Annotated in this window: 11 protein-coding genes and 6 pseudogenes; 10 read left to right on the top strand and 7 right to left on the bottom strand. The window is 69.4% G+C overall.

Features of this window, described 5'->3' with window-relative positions; translation table 11 throughout:
* Both ACWNCF_RS01375 and ACWNCF_RS01370 read left to right on the top strand, forming a co-directional pair.
* A pseudogene (locus ACWNCF_RS01375) lies at positions 1 to 393 on the top strand (hypothetical protein); the annotation flags it as partial.
* Entirely contained in the window at positions 390 to 653 is a 264-nt protein-coding gene (locus ACWNCF_RS01370) for a hypothetical protein (protein ID WP_449405742.1), read from the top strand. The pseudogene ACWNCF_RS01375 and the gene ACWNCF_RS01370, both read left to right, overlap by 4 nt.
* Before the next feature lie 107 nt (positions 654 to 760).
* Here the strand turns inward: ACWNCF_RS01370 and ACWNCF_RS01365 are convergent, their stop codons facing one another.
* The 6 genes and pseudogenes from ACWNCF_RS01365 to thiD form a co-directional block, all read right to left on the bottom strand.
* On the bottom strand, positions 761 to 1,294 hold the full coding sequence (locus tag ACWNCF_RS01365; RefSeq protein ID WP_449405741.1) for a heme-binding protein: 534 nt from the start codon (positions 1,292 to 1,294) through the stop codon (positions 761 to 763).
* A gap of 55 nt (positions 1,295 to 1,349) precedes the next feature.
* Positions 1,350 to 1,763, bottom strand: a complete 414-nt coding sequence (locus ACWNCF_RS01360; protein ID WP_449405740.1) for a hypothetical protein — start codon at positions 1,761 to 1,763, stop codon at positions 1,350 to 1,352.
* Between the two features lie 83 nt (positions 1,764 to 1,846).
* On the bottom strand, positions 1,847 to 2,377 hold the full coding sequence (locus ACWNCF_RS01355; RefSeq protein WP_449405739.1) for a divalent metal cation transporter: 531 nt from the start codon (positions 2,375 to 2,377) through the stop codon (positions 1,847 to 1,849).
* Between the two features lie 136 nt (positions 2,378 to 2,513).
* Positions 2,514 to 3,125, bottom strand: a pseudogene (locus tag ACWNCF_RS01350) (NRAMP family divalent metal transporter); the annotation flags it as partial.
* 175 nt (positions 3,126 to 3,300) lie between these two features.
* A pseudogene (gene hemL, locus ACWNCF_RS01345) lies at positions 3,301 to 4,601 on the bottom strand (glutamate-1-semialdehyde 2,1-aminomutase).
* A gap of 13 nt (positions 4,602 to 4,614) precedes the next feature.
* Complete coding sequence (thiD, locus tag ACWNCF_RS01340) at positions 4,615 to 5,436, bottom strand: bifunctional hydroxymethylpyrimidine kinase/phosphomethylpyrimidine kinase (RefSeq protein ID WP_449405738.1); 822 nt, start codon at positions 5,434 to 5,436, stop codon at positions 4,615 to 4,617.
* 118 nt (positions 5,437 to 5,554) lie between these two features.
* Between thiD and ACWNCF_RS01335 the strand changes: the two genes are divergently transcribed.
* The 6 genes and pseudogenes from ACWNCF_RS01335 to ACWNCF_RS01310 all read left to right on the top strand — a co-directional run bounded on the left by ACWNCF_RS01335 (position 5,555) and on the right by ACWNCF_RS01310 (position 10,414).
* The gene (locus ACWNCF_RS01335; protein ID WP_029755924.1) at positions 5,555 to 5,707 is read left to right on the top strand and encodes a rubredoxin; all 153 of its coding nucleotides are present in this window, start codon (positions 5,555 to 5,557) and stop codon (positions 5,705 to 5,707) included.
* A 173-nt stretch (positions 5,708 to 5,880) separates the two neighbouring features.
* A complete protein-coding gene (locus ACWNCF_RS01330; protein WP_056441405.1) occupies positions 5,881 to 6,279 on the top strand; it encodes a response regulator in 399 nt (132 codons plus the stop codon).
* Positions 6,280 to 6,301: 22 nt separating this feature from the next.
* Positions 6,302 to 6,670, top strand: a complete 369-nt coding sequence (locus ACWNCF_RS01325) for a response regulator (protein ID WP_449405737.1) — start codon at positions 6,302 to 6,304, stop codon at positions 6,668 to 6,670.
* A 1-nt stretch (position 6,671) separates the two neighbouring features.
* Complete coding sequence (locus ACWNCF_RS01320) at positions 6,672 to 7,199, top strand: chemotaxis protein CheW (protein ID WP_449405736.1); 528 nt, start codon at positions 6,672 to 6,674, stop codon at positions 7,197 to 7,199.
* A gap of 31 nt (positions 7,200 to 7,230) precedes the next feature.
* Positions 7,231 to 9,605: pseudogene (locus ACWNCF_RS01315) on the top strand (methyl-accepting chemotaxis protein).
* A gap of 20 nt (positions 9,606 to 9,625) precedes the next feature.
* Positions 9,626 to 10,414: a hypothetical protein gene (locus ACWNCF_RS01310; RefSeq protein WP_449405735.1), complete on the top strand. Its 789-nt coding sequence runs from the start codon at positions 9,626 to 9,628 to the stop codon at positions 10,412 to 10,414.
* Between the two features lie 123 nt (positions 10,415 to 10,537).
* Here ACWNCF_RS01310 and ACWNCF_RS01305 read toward each other — a convergent pair whose 3' ends face one another.
* Positions 10,538 to 10,900, bottom strand: a complete 363-nt coding sequence (locus ACWNCF_RS01305; RefSeq protein WP_449405734.1) for a hypothetical protein — start codon at positions 10,898 to 10,900, stop codon at positions 10,538 to 10,540.
* A 39-nt stretch (positions 10,901 to 10,939) separates the two neighbouring features.
* Between ACWNCF_RS01305 and ACWNCF_RS01300 the strand changes: the two are divergent.
* A pseudogene (locus ACWNCF_RS01300) lies at positions 10,940 to 11,653 on the top strand (Hpt domain-containing protein); the annotation flags it as partial.
* A gap of 306 nt (positions 11,654 to 11,959) precedes the next feature.
* A pseudogene (locus ACWNCF_RS01295) lies at positions 11,960 to 14,982 on the top strand (chemotaxis protein CheW); the annotation flags it as partial.
* Between the last annotated feature and the right edge of the window lie 212 nt (positions 14,983 to 15,194).

Here is a 15,194-nt window from a genome sequence, read left to right as displayed (position 1 = left end):
GCCTTCGGTGGCCGCGCCGACCTGATGCAAAATGGCGCCGATCGGCCCCGCTCACCAGGCCGGCACGCTGTCCGGCAACCGGTCGCCGGCGGGCATGACGACCCTGCAACTGATCCAGGAACCGGGCTTCTACGCTACCTCACCGCGCAGACGGCGAAGCTGGTCGACGGCCGTCCGCCTCGGCGAGGCGAGCGGGCATTGCGCGGATGCCGTCGGCGGCATGTTCGGCATGATTTCGCGGACACGATCCCGTCCACCTACGGCCAGATGATGGCGGGCGACAAGGAGCGCTTCAACCCGCTTCTTCCACGGCATGGCTCGGACGAGGGCGTGTACTTGGCCCGGCCATGTTCGAGGCCGGCTTCGTGTCGGCGGCGCACGACGATGGCGTGAGTCGCCCGCATCGCGTAGGGTGGTCCGCTGTCACGTGTGAACCGTTGGCGTCAAGTCGGCGTTACGTTCAAGGTAGCGCACCCGGCGTTGCCGCCACGACAGCGCACACGTTCCGCGTGGCGAGCGTGCTCACCCTGCACATCCCGGCGCGGCCCCCTGCGGCCGCGCCCCGTTTGGCATCGCGCCAGGCCACACATGCCTTCAAGCTTTTCCGCCGCCTCACCGACAACGCCACCCTGAAATCGCTCGGCCCGGCCTGATCACCGGCGCCGCGGACGACGATCCGTCCCGGCATCGCCACCTACTCGCAGGCCGGCGCGCAATTCGGCTTCAACACGGTGTGCGGGTCTCGTCGCTGAGGACCCGTTCATCGTCGGCATCCGGCTCGATTCGGCTGCGTACGGGGCGCCTGGGCTGGCGGCCGACGTCCGCCGCGCGTACTCTCCCGGCTGCTGTCGAACGTCGGCAGGTTGTCGAAGTCCTGGCCGCGCTCGACGGCTTGCGTGTGCACCCAGAACGAGGCGTGGCCCGTGCGGTTCACGAGGTTGCTCTTGCGGCGGATCCAGTCGGCGTTGTTCGGGCTCGTGCCGGCCATCGCATGGAAGAACAGCGGATTGCGGTTGACGGTGACGTCGATCGTGACGGCGACCTTGTCGGCCTTGGCCTGCTCGACGATCCGGTTGCCGATGGCGAGCGCGGCGTCGTTGTCGAAGGACGTGAATTGCAGCGCCTGCTCCTGGCGCGTGATCGTGGCGAGCGGGACGGTTTTCTTTTCCATGCGGGTTCCTGGCGGGTTGACCGATGCGGCGCGGTCCGGCGCCCCGGTCGAGGGCAACGCGACGGCGAACAGACCCGCGGCGGCCAGCGCGGCGCAGGAAAATCGAACGGGATGAACAGCCATGCGTCGTGCCTCTTCCGGTTTTGTTATCCGGGCAAGTATAACCGGAGCGCCGCGCTTATTGCTTCAGGTTCAGGAACAGATTCGCCGCGAACGCGAGGATGGCCAGCGCGCCGATGATTTCCGAGACCGCGAGCAGGGGCGCGATACCGACATGGCCCAGCAGCAGCATGGAGAGCGCGCCCATCATGACGGGCAGCGCCAGGTTCAGCAGCCAGAAATGCAGGCGCGCCAGGCGGCTTTCGCCCGCTTTGGGAAACACGCTGTAGATCAGGCCGGCCAGCGCCATCGTCGTCCAGCCCAGCAGGTTGATGTGGGCGTGGACGGGACGCAGCGTGAAATTCTGGCTGGCGCCCATCGCGATGCCGAGCGAAATGCCGACGATGAGGTAGACGACGGCCAGCTTGAGCCAGATGATGCCGGCGCGCGAGAACTGCGGTTGCGGGAGGGAAGAAACGGTCGTGGTTTGCATGATGCGGCTCCTGGGCGGTGTGTGCATTGAGGAGCGCATCGTATGCCGCGGGGCCGCGCGGGTGCAGCCCCACGCGTGGGGGATCACAGCGTCGCGAACATCGCGACGACCGCCACCAGCATGATCGCCACGCCGGCCCAGCCGATGACGGTGTGGCGCGTCGACAGGGTGTAGCTGCCCATGATCTTGCGGTTATGCGCAAGCAGCATCATGACGGCCATGATCGGCACGGCGATGACGCCGTTGATCTGCGCGGACAGCACGAGCGCCTCGATCGGGTGGATCGGGGCAAAGTCGAGCAGCACGCCGCCCAGGGTCGCGAGGGCGATGAGGCCGTAGAACTCGCGCGCCTCCACGACTTTCAGATCCATGCCGTTGCGCCAGCGGAAGCTCTCGGTGACGGCGTAGGCGGCCGAGCCGGCCAGTACGGGCACGGCCAGCATGCCCGTGCCGATGATGCCCAGCGCGAATGCGAAGAACGCGAATTCGCCCGCCACCGGACGCAGCGCCTCGGCCGCCTGGCTCGAGGACTGGATGTCCGTGATGCCGTGCGCGCCGAGCGTGACGGCCGTCGTCAGCATGATGAAGAAGGCGACGATGTTGGAAAAGCCCATGCCGATCAGCGTGTCGGACTTGATGCGCTTGAGCTTGGGCGGCGGCGTCGCGCGGGCGCGTGCGCAGGGCGCGCGTGTGGTGGTCGTTGCGGATTTCTTCGACTTCCTGCGACGCTTGCCAGAAGAACAGATACGGACTGATCGTCGTGCCGAACACGGCGACGATGAGCGCGACGGAATCCTTCGTGAACGTGAAATGCGGCCACACCGTGCGCGCGAACACTTCGGTCCATGGCATGTGCACCGCGAATGCCGTCGCGACATAGGCCAGCAGCCCCAGCGTCAGCCATTTCAGGTAGCGCACGTACGTGGCGTACGGCAGGAACACCTGCAGCAGCAGGCATACCAGGCCAAAGCCGAGCGCATACGGCAGGCCGGACGCCGCGCCGGTCACGAGGCGCAGCGCTTCGCCCATCGCGGCGATGTCGGCCGCGATGTTGATCACGTTGGCGACGAGCAGCAGGGTGACGATCACGTACAGCAGCCAGGGAGAGTACGCGCGGCGGATGTTGGCCGCCAGCCCGCGCCCCGTCACGCGGCCGATGCGGGCCGACACGAGCTGGATGCCGACCATGAACGGGTAGGTCAGCACGAGCGTCCACAGCGTGTTGAAGCCGAATTGCGCGCCGGCCTGCGAGTAGGTGGCGATGCCGGACGGATCGTCGTCCGCGGCGCCGGTGATCAGGCCGGGGCCGAGCGATTTCAGGGTGGCGTTGTCGGTGAGGCGGCGGAAAAGCTTGAACGGCATGTGTGGCCTGGCGCGATGAAAACGGGCGCGCGGCCGCAGGGGGCCGCGCCGGATGTAGGGTGGTCGCACTGTGCCCACGCGGAACGTGTGCGTCGTGGCGGCAACGCCGGGTGCGCTACCTTGAACGTAACGCCGACTTGACGCCAACGTCACGCGTGGGCACGGGGTGCCCACCCTACGCGATGCGGGCAAAGACCCGGCGGGCCGCCTCGACGGTTTCGTTGATCACGCCATCGTCGTGCGCCGCCGACACGAAGCCGGCCTCGAACATGGCCGGGGCAAAGTACACGCCCTCGTCCAGCATGCCGTGGAAGAAGCGGTTGAAGCGCTCCTTGTCGCCCGCCATCATCTGGCCGTAGGTGGACGGGATCGTGTCCGCGAAATACATGCCGAACATGCCGCCGACGGCATCCGCGCAGAACGCGATGCCCGCTTGCCTGGCCGAGGCGGACAGGCCGTCGACCAGCTTCGCCGTCTGCGCGGTGAGGTGTTCGTAGAAGCCCGGTTCCTGGATCAGTTGCAGGGTCGTCATGCCCGCGGCGACGGCGACCGGGTTGCCGGACAGCGTGCCGGCCTGGTAGACGGGGCCGATCGGCGCCATTTTCTGCATCAGGTCGGCGCGGCCGCCGAAGGCAGCCACGGGCATGCCGCCGCCGATGACCTTGCCCAGCGCCGTCAGGTCCGGCGTGATGCCGTACAGTCCCTGCGCGCCCCCGAGGCCGACGCGGAAGCCCGACATCACCTCGTCGAAGATCAGGACCGTGCCGTATTCGGTGCACAGTTCGCGCATGCGGTGCAGGAATTCCGGCGTCGCGCGGATCAGGTTCATGTTGCCGGCCACGGCTTCCACGATCACGCAGGCGATGGTGTCGCCCATCGACTGGAACGCGTCTTCCAGACTGCGGGATGTTGTTGTAGTCGAGGACGAGCGTGTGCTTGACGAAGTCTTCCGGTACGCCGGCCGACGTCGGGTTGCCGAACGTCAGCAAGCCGGAGCCGGCCTTCACGAGCAGGGAATCGGCGTGGCCGTGGTAGCAGCCTTCGAACTTGACGATCTTGTCGCGGCCGGTGGCGCGCGCCAGGCGCAGCGCGCTCATCGTCGCTTCCGTGCCGGACGAGACGAGGCGCACCTGCTCGATCGACGGCACGAGGCGGCAGATTTCCTCGGCGATCTCGATTTCGCCCTCGGTCGGCGCGCCGAACGACAGGCCGCGCGCGGCCGCGTCCTGCACGGCTTTCACGACCTTCGGATGGGTGTGGCCGACGATGGCCGGGCCCCAGGAGCCGATGTAGTCGATGTAGCGCTTGCCGTCCGCATCCCAGAAATACGGCCCTTCGGCGCGGGTGATGAAGCGCGGCGTGCCGCCGACGGAGCGGAAGGCGCGCACGGGCGAGTTCACGCCGCCCGGCGTGGTTCTGCTGGGCGCGGGCGAACAGGATGTCGTTCCGGGAGGTGGTGTTCGGGGTTGCGGTCATAGTGTTCTTGGATTTAGCAGGCCGCGCCGGGGGCGCGGAAGATCTTGTTCGGAATCAGCCGGCCCATGCCGAAGCGGCAGGCGTGGACGAGGGCGCCGGTGACGTAGTCCTGGGCGCCCGCGAGGGCTTCCTGGGCACCGGCGCCGCGCGCCATGCGTGCCGCCAGCGCGGCCGACAGCGTGTTGCCGGCGCCGACGAACGGGCCGGGCAGCAGTTGCGCCCAGGGCAGGGCGATGGCCAGGCCGTCCGGGTCGTACAGTTCATTGCAGCGGGTGCCGTCGCCGCCGCCGGTGCCCGTCACGAGCACGTGGCCGCAGCCGATGCCCGTCAGGTCCGCCGCGTCCTCGGCGACGGTGGCCGAGCTGGCCGGGTCGCGCCAGCAGTCGGCGAAGCGCGCCAGTTCCGGCTGCGACAGCATGAGCACGCTGGCCTGCGGCACGAGCAGTTGATGGATGAGCGTCATCATGTCGTCGTCGCGCGTGCCGCAATCGGGCAGCGAGGACGTGAACGGATCGAGCACGAGCGGCACGTCGGCGTAGTCGGACACGATCTCCGCGATCGCGGCGATCTGTTCCAGGCTGGCCATCGTCCCGATCTTGATGGCGGACACCGGCATGTCCTCGAGGAGCATGCGCGCCTGTTCGACGACGAATGAATGGTCGGTGGGCTGGATGTCGTCGACGCGCGCGGAATCGGCCACGAGCAGGCCGGTCACGACCGACAGGGCGTGGCAGCCATGCATGGCGAAGACGGTCACGTCGGACTGGATGCCCAGCGCCCCGACAGGATCGGAGGGGCCGAACGTGAGGATGAGTGGAGACTGTTGGTTTTGCACAGCGTGTTAGATTAAGATACCTCGCCCCCCATTTTATCTGATGGGGACCGATAGGCTAACACTGAACTGAAAAGAGGAATCGAACGTGAGTACTGAAACACAGGTGTATCAGACCTGGATGTGCCTGATCTGCGGCTGGGTCTACGACGAAGCCGCCGGCGCCCCGGACGACGGCATTGCACCGGGCACCCGCTGGGCCGACGTGCCCATGAACTGGACGTGCCCGGAATGCGGCGCGCGCAAGGACGATTTCGAGATGACCGCGATCTGAGCGCGATCCGGCCGATTCGTTTGCCGTTTGATTAACAAGCGGTGACGTCTCGCCAATCTTTCATGTCATCCATTCAATGAAGCGCGTGTCGGTGAGTTGACGCATTGCAACACTTCATGCACAAGGCCCAGACCCTATGCTATCTTGCGGGTTCATGCTGAAGTGAAACGAATATGACGACGCAACCGACAGGCTTGACGATCATGGTGATCGACGACAGCAACACGATCCGTCGGTCCGCCGAGATTTTCCTGACCCAGGCCGGCTACCGGGTGGTGCTGGCCGAGGATGGCTTCGACGCGCTGGCCAAGATCAACGACCACCAGCCCGCGCTGGTGTTCTGCGACATCCTGATGCCGCGCCTCGACGGCTACCAGACCTGCGCGCTGATCAAGAAGAGCGCGAAATTCCATGCCACGCCAGTCGTCATGCTGTCGTCCAAGGACGGCCTGTTCGACCGCGCGCGCGGCGCGATGGTGGGCTCGAGCGCCTACCTGACCAAACCTTTTTCCAAAGACAGCCTGCTGGCGGCCGTGCGCGACCATGCGCAAGGCGGCGCCGGCAGCGCCTGAACCCAACGATGCGGAGCCCACCGTGGCCATACAAAAAATCCTGATCGTCGACGATTCGCCGACCGAACGCTATTACCTGACCGACATCCTCGTGCGCAACGGCTTCACGGTGACGACCGCCGACAACGGCGAGGAGGCGCTGGCCAAGATCCGCGCCGACCGTCCGGAGCTGATCCTGATGGACGTCGTGATGCCCGGCGCGAACGGCTTCCAGGTGACGCGCTCGATCGCGCGCGATCCGGAACTGGCGTCCGTCCCCGTCATCATCTGCAGCAGCAAGAACCAGGAAACCGACCGCATCTGGGGCATGCGCCAGGGCGCGAAGGATTATTTCGTCAAGCCGGTCGACCCGGTCCGGCTCCTGGCCACGATCGCCACGCTCGGCGCCTGACATGGACGCCAGCGACGCCGGCGGACAGAAAGGCGCGGCACGGCGCGCCCGCCTGCGCCAGTACCAGGAACAGCTGCTCGAGCGCATGCAGGCCGCGCGCACGAGCAGCGGCGCGCGCGCGCACCAGCTGGGCGTGGAGATCGGCGGCGTGCGCTACCTGCTGGACCTCGTCGAAGCCGGCGAGATCGTGCCGCTGCCGCCGCTGGCCGCCGTGCCGCTCACGCAGCCGTGGTATCTCGGCCTCGCGAACGTCCGCGGCAGCCTGCTGGGCGTCGTCGACCTGGCGCGCTACCTCGAGCCGGATGGCGCGCCGAACGCGCTGCCGGGCGCCGGCGCGCGCCTCGTGACGTTCGCGCCGAGCCTCGGATTCCCGTGCGCCCTGCTGGTCGGGCGCGTCGTGGGCCTGCGCCACGCGGCCGATATGGAACCTGCCGGCGGCGGCCTGCGCGACGCCGAAGGACAGGCATGGACGCCGCTGTCGCTGGCCGCCCTCGCGCGCGAGGAACGCTTCCTGCAGGTCGCACGCTAAACAATACAACAGGTTTTGCACTGGAGCTGGAATGGGATTCGCATCCAAACTGTCGATGAATTTCTTCCCCAAGAACGGGGGCGGCGACGCGCAGGCGCGCACGGAGGAAACCGGCACCGTGCTGGCGTCGCCGGACACGCAGTTCGGCGTCGGCACGCTGCCGGCGGTCCCGCCTCCGATCCCGGCGGGCCCCGTCAGCGGCACCGCGGCGACGGGTTCCGCGGACGACGCCGCGCTGCGCCTCGGCCTGCCCGTCCGGCGCAAGCCGCGCGCAGCGGCCGATGCGGCCGCCGCGGCGGACGACGATGACCTCAGCCTGCCGCTGATCGGCCACCTGTCGCTGCCGCGCCAGTTGCGCATCCTGCTCGTCGCCATCGCCATCGGCATCCTCCTCACCCTGCTGGCGCTGTGGCGCAACGCCGGCAGCGGCGCGATCGCCAGCAGCCAGACCCAGATCGCCAGCGAAGCGCTGATGCACTCGCAGCGCGTCGGCAAGGCCGCGCCGAATGCGATGCAGGGCGTGCCGGACGCCTTCACGCAGCTGCAGGACAGCCGCATCGCCCTGTCGCGCGACCTCGACCTGCTGGCCCGGGGCGGCGATTTCAACGGCAATGCGATCCCCGCATCGACGGGCGACCTGGCGTCGCAGACTTGGCGGCGGTGCGCAAGAAGTGGAACGTGTCCAATGCGGCGGCAACCAGCATCCTCAAGATGAAGCCGGAGCTCGTCGCCTTCGACAAGAACCTCAAGCAGCTCGACATCCTGGCGCCGGACATGCTGGCGCTGACGGAATCGGTCCTCACCGAGCGCACGGCGCGCGGCGGCAGCGCGCCGCGAACTGGCGGCGCTGGGCCGCATGATGATGCTGACGCAGCGCCTGTCGCGCAGCGCCAGCGAATTCCTGACGTCGGGCGGCATCCGTCCCGAGACCGCGTTCCAGATGGGCCACGACACGACGACCTTCCGCGCCACCGTCGACGGCCTCCTGAACGGCAGCGCCGCGCTGGGCCTGACGCCGTTGCGCGACCCGGACCTGCGGAGCAAGCTGGAAGAGGTGCAATCGAAATTCGACATCTGCCAGAAGCTGATCTCGACCTTCCTCGACAAACTGTCCGACATGACGGCCGCCAAGGCCGCCGAGCAGTCGATCTACCGCGACAACGAGGCGCTGCGCCGCCAGCTGACCGACCTGCAGGCGTCGTACCGGATGGGCGAAGGCAGCACGGGCGGCTGGTTCTGGCTGCTCGTGGCGGCGTCGATCTTCACCCTCGTCACGGCGGGCAGCATCTCGCGCGTGATGCTGCAGGATTCGCGCAACCGCACCCGCGGCGCCGACGCGCGCCGCCAGGAAGCGGACGCGATGCGCCTGCTGGCCCAGGCCAAGGAAGAGGAAGCCAAGGCGACCAACGACCAGAACCAGGCCGCGATCCTGCGCCTGATGAACGAACTGCAGGAGGTGGCGGACGGCGACCTGACCGTGTACGCCACCGTGTCGGAAGACATCACGGGCGCCATCGCCGACTCGGTCAACTACACGGTCGAGGAATTGCGCGGCCTCGTCGTGCGCGTGATCGCCACGGCGGAAAAGGTGACGCAGGCATCGAACGACGCGCAACTGGTGTCGAGCCGGCTGCTCGTCGCCGCGGGCCAGCAGGCGCGCGAAATCCAGGACACGTCGTCCACGATGCTGCGCATGGCGGGCGAGATCACCGACGTGTCCAGCTCCGCGAAGGAATCGGCCGAGGTGGCGCGCCAGTCGGTGGCGGCGGCGGAGCAGGGTGCGACCGCGGTGCAGAATGCCATCCGCGGCATGGGCGAGATTCGCGAGCAGATCCAGGAAACCTCCAAGCGCATCAAGCGCCTGGGCGAATCGTCGCAGGAGATCGGCGAGATCACCGAGCTCATTTCCGACATCACGGAACAGACCAACGTGCTGGCGCTGAACGCCGCGATCCAGGCCGCATCGGCCGGCGAGGCGGGGCGCGGCTTCTCGGTCGTGGCGGAAGAAGTGCAGCGGCTGGCGGAACGGTCGGCCGAAGCGGCCAAGCAGATCGGCGCGCTGGTGCGCACCATCCAGACCGACACGCACGACGCCGTGGCGGCGATGGAAAAGTCGACGCAAGGCGTCGTCGAGGGCGCGCGCGTGACCGACGCGGCCGGCGCGGCGCTGGCCGACATCTCGCGCGTGTCGAACCGGCTGGCGGGAGCTGAGTCCAGGGAATGGCGGTCGCGGCGGGCCTGCAGGCGACGTCCGCGAACGGTGTGGCGCATAATATGCAGCACATCCTCGCGATCACCGAACAGGCACAGGGCGGCACGCAGCAGACCGCGCAGTCGATCCGGCAGCTGGCGGAACTCGCGCAGGAACTGAAGAATTCGGTGTCGCGCTTCCGCGTCGCCGCCTGAGCCCCGAACCTTTTGCCTACATGACCCAGCTTTCGCACGCGTCCGCCGCACCGCCTTTCGACACCGGCCCTCTCTCCTGGGTCATCGGGGAAATCCGCGATGCGCTCGGGCGCTCCGCCAGGGCGCTGCAGGACGCGGCCGGCCGCAGTCCGGAAGCGCAGCCGACCCTCCTGCTGCACGCCAAGTCGCACCTGCACCAGGCCCACGGCGCCCTGCAGATGGTCGATGTCGCCGGCGCCCTGCGCCTGAGCGAAGCGGCCGAGCAGGTCATCGACCGCTTCAAGGACGGCGCGCTGGCGCTCGATACCGGGCGGACCACCGTCGTCGGCGAGGCCTACCGGGCGCTCGTCGAATACCTCGAAGAATTGCTGGACGGCGCCGCGCCGCAGCCGGTGCGGCTGTTCCCCGTACTATCGCGCGCTGCAGGAAATGCTGGGCGTGGAGCGCGTGCATCCGGGCCAGATGCTCGTACTGGACCTCGCGCCGGCCCTGCTGCCTGCCGGCGGGGCCGGCCCGATGCCGGACTACGCCGCGACCCGCGCGCAATTCGAAAAGGCGCTGCTGCTGTTCCTGCGCAGCCCCGACGACGATGCCCGGCGTGCCCAGGCGGCGGCCATGCGCGACGCGCTGGCGGGCGTCGTCGACGGCCAGCCGCAGGCGCAAGCGCACGCGTTCTGGCTGGCGCTGCAGGCCGTCGCGGACCTCGTCGCCACGGGCCAGGTGGCGCCCGACCTGTACGTGAAGCAGCTGTTCGGCCAGGTCAACCTGCAATTGCGGCGCCAGGCGCAGGGCCACGCCGAGTTGCCTGACGCGCTGCTGCTCGATGCGCTGTTCTTCATCGCCGCCGCGCCCGAACCGACGCCGGACGCGCGCCGGCTGCGCGATGCGTACCACGTCGGCGGCCAGGTGCCGCCCGACTATCTGGAGCGCCGCTACGGCCGCGTCGATCCGGAGGTGCTGAAGGATGCCAAGGAAGCGCTGATCGAGACCAAGCAGGGCTGGGACCGCGTCGCCACCGAAGGCGGCGAGGCCGAGGGCGGCAGCTTCAACGACGCCCTGTCGAAACTGGCCGGCGCCAGCGAGAAGCTGGGCGCGCCGGCATTGGCGAACCTGCTGCGCGAACTGGGCCAGGCCGCCAGCGAATCGATGACGGGCGGCCGCAGCGACCAGTTCAGCCTCGAAATGGCGGAGGCCATGCTGTTCGTGGAGCACGGCCTGGACCAGGTGCGCAGCTGCCCGAGGACTTCGGCCAGCATGCGGAGGCCGTCGGCCAGCGCCTGCTCGCGCTGGCGCACGGCGAGACCCCGCCGGACGCCCCGGCCTGGCACGGCGAGATGGCGCGCGAACTGCAGCAGGGCCAGACCGTGGCCGTGCTGGCGGGCGAGATCCGTACTGGCCTGCGCCAGGTCGAGAAGCATATCGACGAATACTACGAAGACCCGGCGCGCAGCGCGTCCCTCGAACAGGTCGACCCGCTGCTGCACCAGTTGCAGGGCGCGCTGGCCATCCTCGACCAGGACCAGGCCACGCAGGCCGTCGACCACGTGCGCGCCCGGGTGCGCATGCTCGTCGACGAGCAGCCGGATGCCGCCACGCGCGGCGCCGTGCTGGACAACCTGGCCCGGAATATCGGCGCGCTCGGTTTCTTCACGGACGCGCTGGCGCAGAACGTGGACGGGGCGCGCAAGCGCTTCCGCTTCGATGCCGTTGCCGGCCTGTTCGGCGAATTGCAATATCAGGCCGCGGCCGCCGCCCCCGAACCCGCGGCGGCGCCGCTGCCTGCGGAACCGGAGCCGCAGCCGCAGCAGGATGCCGTCGACGCGGAACTGCTGGAGATCTTCATCGGCGAGGCGCGCGATGTGCTGGAGGTGGTCGGCGCCGCGCTGCCGGCCGCGCAGGGCAATCCGGCCGACCAGGACACGTTGACGCGCTTGCGCCGCGGCTTCCACACGCTCAAGGGCAGCAGCCGCATGGTCGGCCTCGAGCGCTTCGCCGCCGCTGCCGCCGCCATCGAAAAGGTCATGAACCTGTGGCTGGCCGAAGCGCGCGCCGCGACGCCCGACCTGCTGGCGCTGCTCGCGCACGCGCATGCCGAGCTGGCGGCGTGGGTCGCCGAGCTGGCGGCCGGCGGATCGCCGCGCGACGGCGAGGCGCTCGTGCGTGCCGCCGCGCGCGTGCAGGACGGCGGACCGCTCGCGCCGACCGACGCGCCGGCGCCGCTCGTATCGGCACCTTACGTACCGGCGGCCGATGCGCCGGCGGAACTGGTGCCGGAGACCGTGGGCGCGCTCGACGCCGTTGCCGCGGCCGGGCTGGTGGACGACGATGCGGCGCTTTCGGGCGCGGCGCCGGAACCGATCGAGCCCGCCGCCGGCTTCGACGTCGCGCCGGACGAGGCGCCCGCGTCGCTGCCGGCCCTGTCGTCGGCCGAGTTGCCGGGCAACGTACTGGCATTTCCCGTGTCCGAAGCGAACGTGCGGCATGTGGGGGATCTGGAGATCCCGCTGCCGCTGTATAACATCTACCTCGGCGAGACCGAGGCGCTGGTGCGCACGCTTGCCGACGATGTCGCCAGCTGGCGCGCGGAACCGCTGCGCGCCGTGACGCCGCAGGCCGTGACGGCGGCGCACACGCTGGGCGGCACGTCCGCCACCGTCGGCTTCAACGCGCTGCGCGAACTGGCCGTGGCGCTGGAAGAAGCGCTGCAAGTGGCGGTGCCGCCTTTGGCCGGTGCGCAGTTCGACCTGCTGGACGAGACGGTCGAGCGCGTGCGCGTGATGCTGCAGGTGTTCGCACTGGGCGAGCTGGCGCCCGCGCAGCCGGAACTGTTGGCGCGCCTGGAAGCGCTGCGCGACGAGCTGGGGAAAGCCCGCGCCGATGCCGTGTTCGACGATGCCGACCCGGAACTGGCGCAGCGCCTGGACGCGCTGTTCGCCGCCACCTATGCCAGCATCGTGGCCGATCCGCCGCTGGCGGGCGGCCCGCTGGCGCTGCCGGCCAGCACGGAACTGGCGCCGCGCGCACCGGCACCGCGCCAGGAGGACCCGGCCGTGAGCGCCGTCGACGACCTGTTCGATTCGTATTTCGACGATCCGTTCGCCGCGCCCGCGCTCGAATCGGTCCCGGCGCCGACGCCGCCGGAGGCCGGCGACGTCATCGACATGGATGCGCTGTTCGATGTGCCGGAAACCAGGCCGCAGCTGGAACCCGAGCCGCAGCCGGAGCCGCAGCCGCAAGTTGAAGTACAGCCGCAGCCTGAGCCCGAGCCCGAGCCGCAGCCCGAACCCCTGTCCGCGGCCGAATCCGACAACGTCCTCGCCGCGGAACCGGTCTTCGTCGACGAGCTCGACCCGGACCTGCTGCCCGTCTTCATGGAAGAAGCGGCGGACCTGCTGCCGCAGATCGGCAACGGCCTGCGCCAGTGGCAGCAGAATCCGGCCGACGCGGCCGTCGCGCAAGGCCTGCTGCGCGCCCTGCACACGGTCAAGGGCAGCGCGCGCATGGCCGGCGCGATGCGCTGGCCGAGCACACGCACGCGCTGGAAACGCAGATCGAGAACATGCTGCACGCCGGGACGACGAATCCGGCCGCCTTCGACGAACTGCTCGCCAACTACGACCAGGCGCAGCTGCTGTCTCGAACAACTGCAGCAGCCGGCGGCGCCGGCGCCGCTCGATGCGGCGGCGGCACCCGCACCGGTGCCCGCGCCGTCCGCGGACGAGCAGGCCGCACGCGCGCCGCTCGTGCGCGTGCGCGCCGACATCCTCGACCGCCTCGTCAACCAGGCCGGCGAGGTGTCGATCACGCGCTCTAAGCTGGAAACCCAGGTCGGCGCGCTCAAGGACATGCTGTCCGACTTCGCCGACAACCTCGTCAACCTGCGCCGCCAGTTGCGCGAGGTGGAGGTGCAGGCCGAGTTGCAGATCGCGTCGCGGCTGTCGATTGCGGGCGAGCGCGAATTCGATCCGCTCGAATTCGACCGCTTCACGCGCCTGCAGGAATTGACGCGCATGATGGCCGAGAGCGTGAACGACGTCGGCTCGTTCCACGACGGCCTCGCGCGCACGGTGGAAGCGGCGGCCGACGACCTCACCGCGCAGTCGCGCCTCACGCGCGAGCTGCAGCGCGACCTGATGCGGGTGCGCATGGTGCCGTTCGCCAGCCTGTCCGAACGCCTGTTCCGCGTGGCGCGCCAGACGGCCAAGGAAACCGACAAGCGCGTCAACCTGGACATCCGCGGCGGCGGCGTCGAGATCGACCGCAGCGTGCTGGAACGCATGGCCGCGCCGTTCGAACACCTGCTGCGCAACGCCATCGTGCACGGCATCGAGCCGCGCGATGCGCGCGTGGCCGCCGGCAAGCCGGAGACGGGCGAACTGCTCGTGCAGGTGAGCCAGCAGGGCAACGAGGTCGAGATCCGCTTCGCCGACGACGGCGCCGGCCTTGACCTGGCCCGCATCCGCGCCAAGGCGGCGGCCTCCGGCCTGCTGGCCGACGGCGAAGAAGTGGCCGACCAGGATGCCGCCGAGCTGGTGTTCGAGCCGGGCTTTTCCACCGCGGACACGCTGACGGAACTGGCCGGCCGCGGCGTCGGCATGGACGTCGTGCGCTCGGAAGCGCGGGCGCTGGGCGGCCGCGTCGACGTTGAGACGACGCAAGGGCGCGGCGCCGCCTTCGCCATCCATTTGCCGCTCACGCTGGCCGTCACGCAGGTCGTGCTCGTGGCCAGCGGCACGCGCACGCATGCGCTGCCGGCCGTGCTGGTCGAGCAGGTGCTGCAGGTGCGCGAAGCCGACCTGCAAGCGGCCGAAGCCGCCGGGGCGATCGGCGTGCATGGCGAAAGCGTCCCGCTGCACTACCTGCCGGCGCTGCTGCACGAGCCGGGCGAAGCGCGGCGAACAGCGGAGCGGCCAGCCGCTCGTCGCCCGTGCTGGTCCTCAGGCGCGGCAACACGCGCATCGCGCTGCCGGTGGACGAGGTGCTGGGCAATCGCGAGGTCGTCATCAAGAACATCGGGCCGCAGCCGGCGCGCATGCCGGGCATCGCCGGCGCCACCGTGCTCGGTTCGGGCGAGATCGTGCTGATCCTCGATCCCGTGCAGCTGGCCGCCCAGGGCGCTCGTCCCGGCCGCATGCCCGCCGCGGCGGAACCCGTGCCGGCGCCGGCGCGTATCGCGACGATCATGGTCGTGGACGATTCGCTCACCGTGCGCAAGGTCACCCAGCGCCTGCTGGAACGCGAAGGCTATCGCGTGCTGCTGGCCAAGGACGGCGTCGACGCGCTCGAACAGATGCAGGAGACGCGGCCCGACCTGATGCTGGTCGATATCGAGATGCCGCGCATGGACGGCTTCGACCTCACGCGCCACGTGCGCGGCATCTCGATATCGACCAGCATCAGGTCGGGCCCGCGTCTATCTGGTGTGTTTCGACGCCCGTCGACCGTGCTTGGCCAGCAGCACGCGATAGCCTTCGCGTTCCGCAGGCGCTGGGTGACCTTGCAGGTGAGCGAATCGTCCCGACCATGATCGTCGCGATACGCGCCGGCGCCCGCACGGGTTCGCCGCACGGCCTGCGGCGGGACGAGCGC

The organism is Massilia phosphatilytica (assembly GCF_977014125.1).
This window is presented reverse-complemented; position numbering and strand designations above follow the sequence as displayed.

Coding starts and splice junctions, on each gene's coding strand:
- ACWNCF_RS01365 (WP_449405741.1), bottom strand. CDS start 1,294: ATGGCTGTTCATCCCGTTCGATTTTCCTGCGCCGCGCTGGCCGCCGCG.
- ACWNCF_RS01360 (WP_449405740.1), bottom strand. CDS start 1,763: ATGCAAACCACGACCGTTTCTTCCCTCCCGCAACCGCAGTTCTCGCGC.
- ACWNCF_RS01355 (WP_449405739.1), bottom strand. CDS start 2,377: ATGGGCTTTTCCAACATCGTCGCCTTCTTCATCATGCTGACGACGGCC.
- ACWNCF_RS01335 (WP_029755924.1), top strand. CDS start 5,555: ATGTGCCTGATCTGCGGCTGGGTCTACGACGAAGCCGCCGGCGCCCCG.
- ACWNCF_RS01330 (WP_056441405.1), top strand. CDS start 5,881: ATGACGACGCAACCGACAGGCTTGACGATCATGGTGATCGACGACAGC.
- ACWNCF_RS01320 (WP_449405736.1), top strand. CDS start 6,672: ATGGACGCCAGCGACGCCGGCGGACAGAAAGGCGCGGCACGGCGCGCC.
- ACWNCF_RS01310 (WP_449405735.1), top strand. CDS start 9,626: ATGACCCAGCTTTCGCACGCGTCCGCCGCACCGCCTTTCGACACCGGC.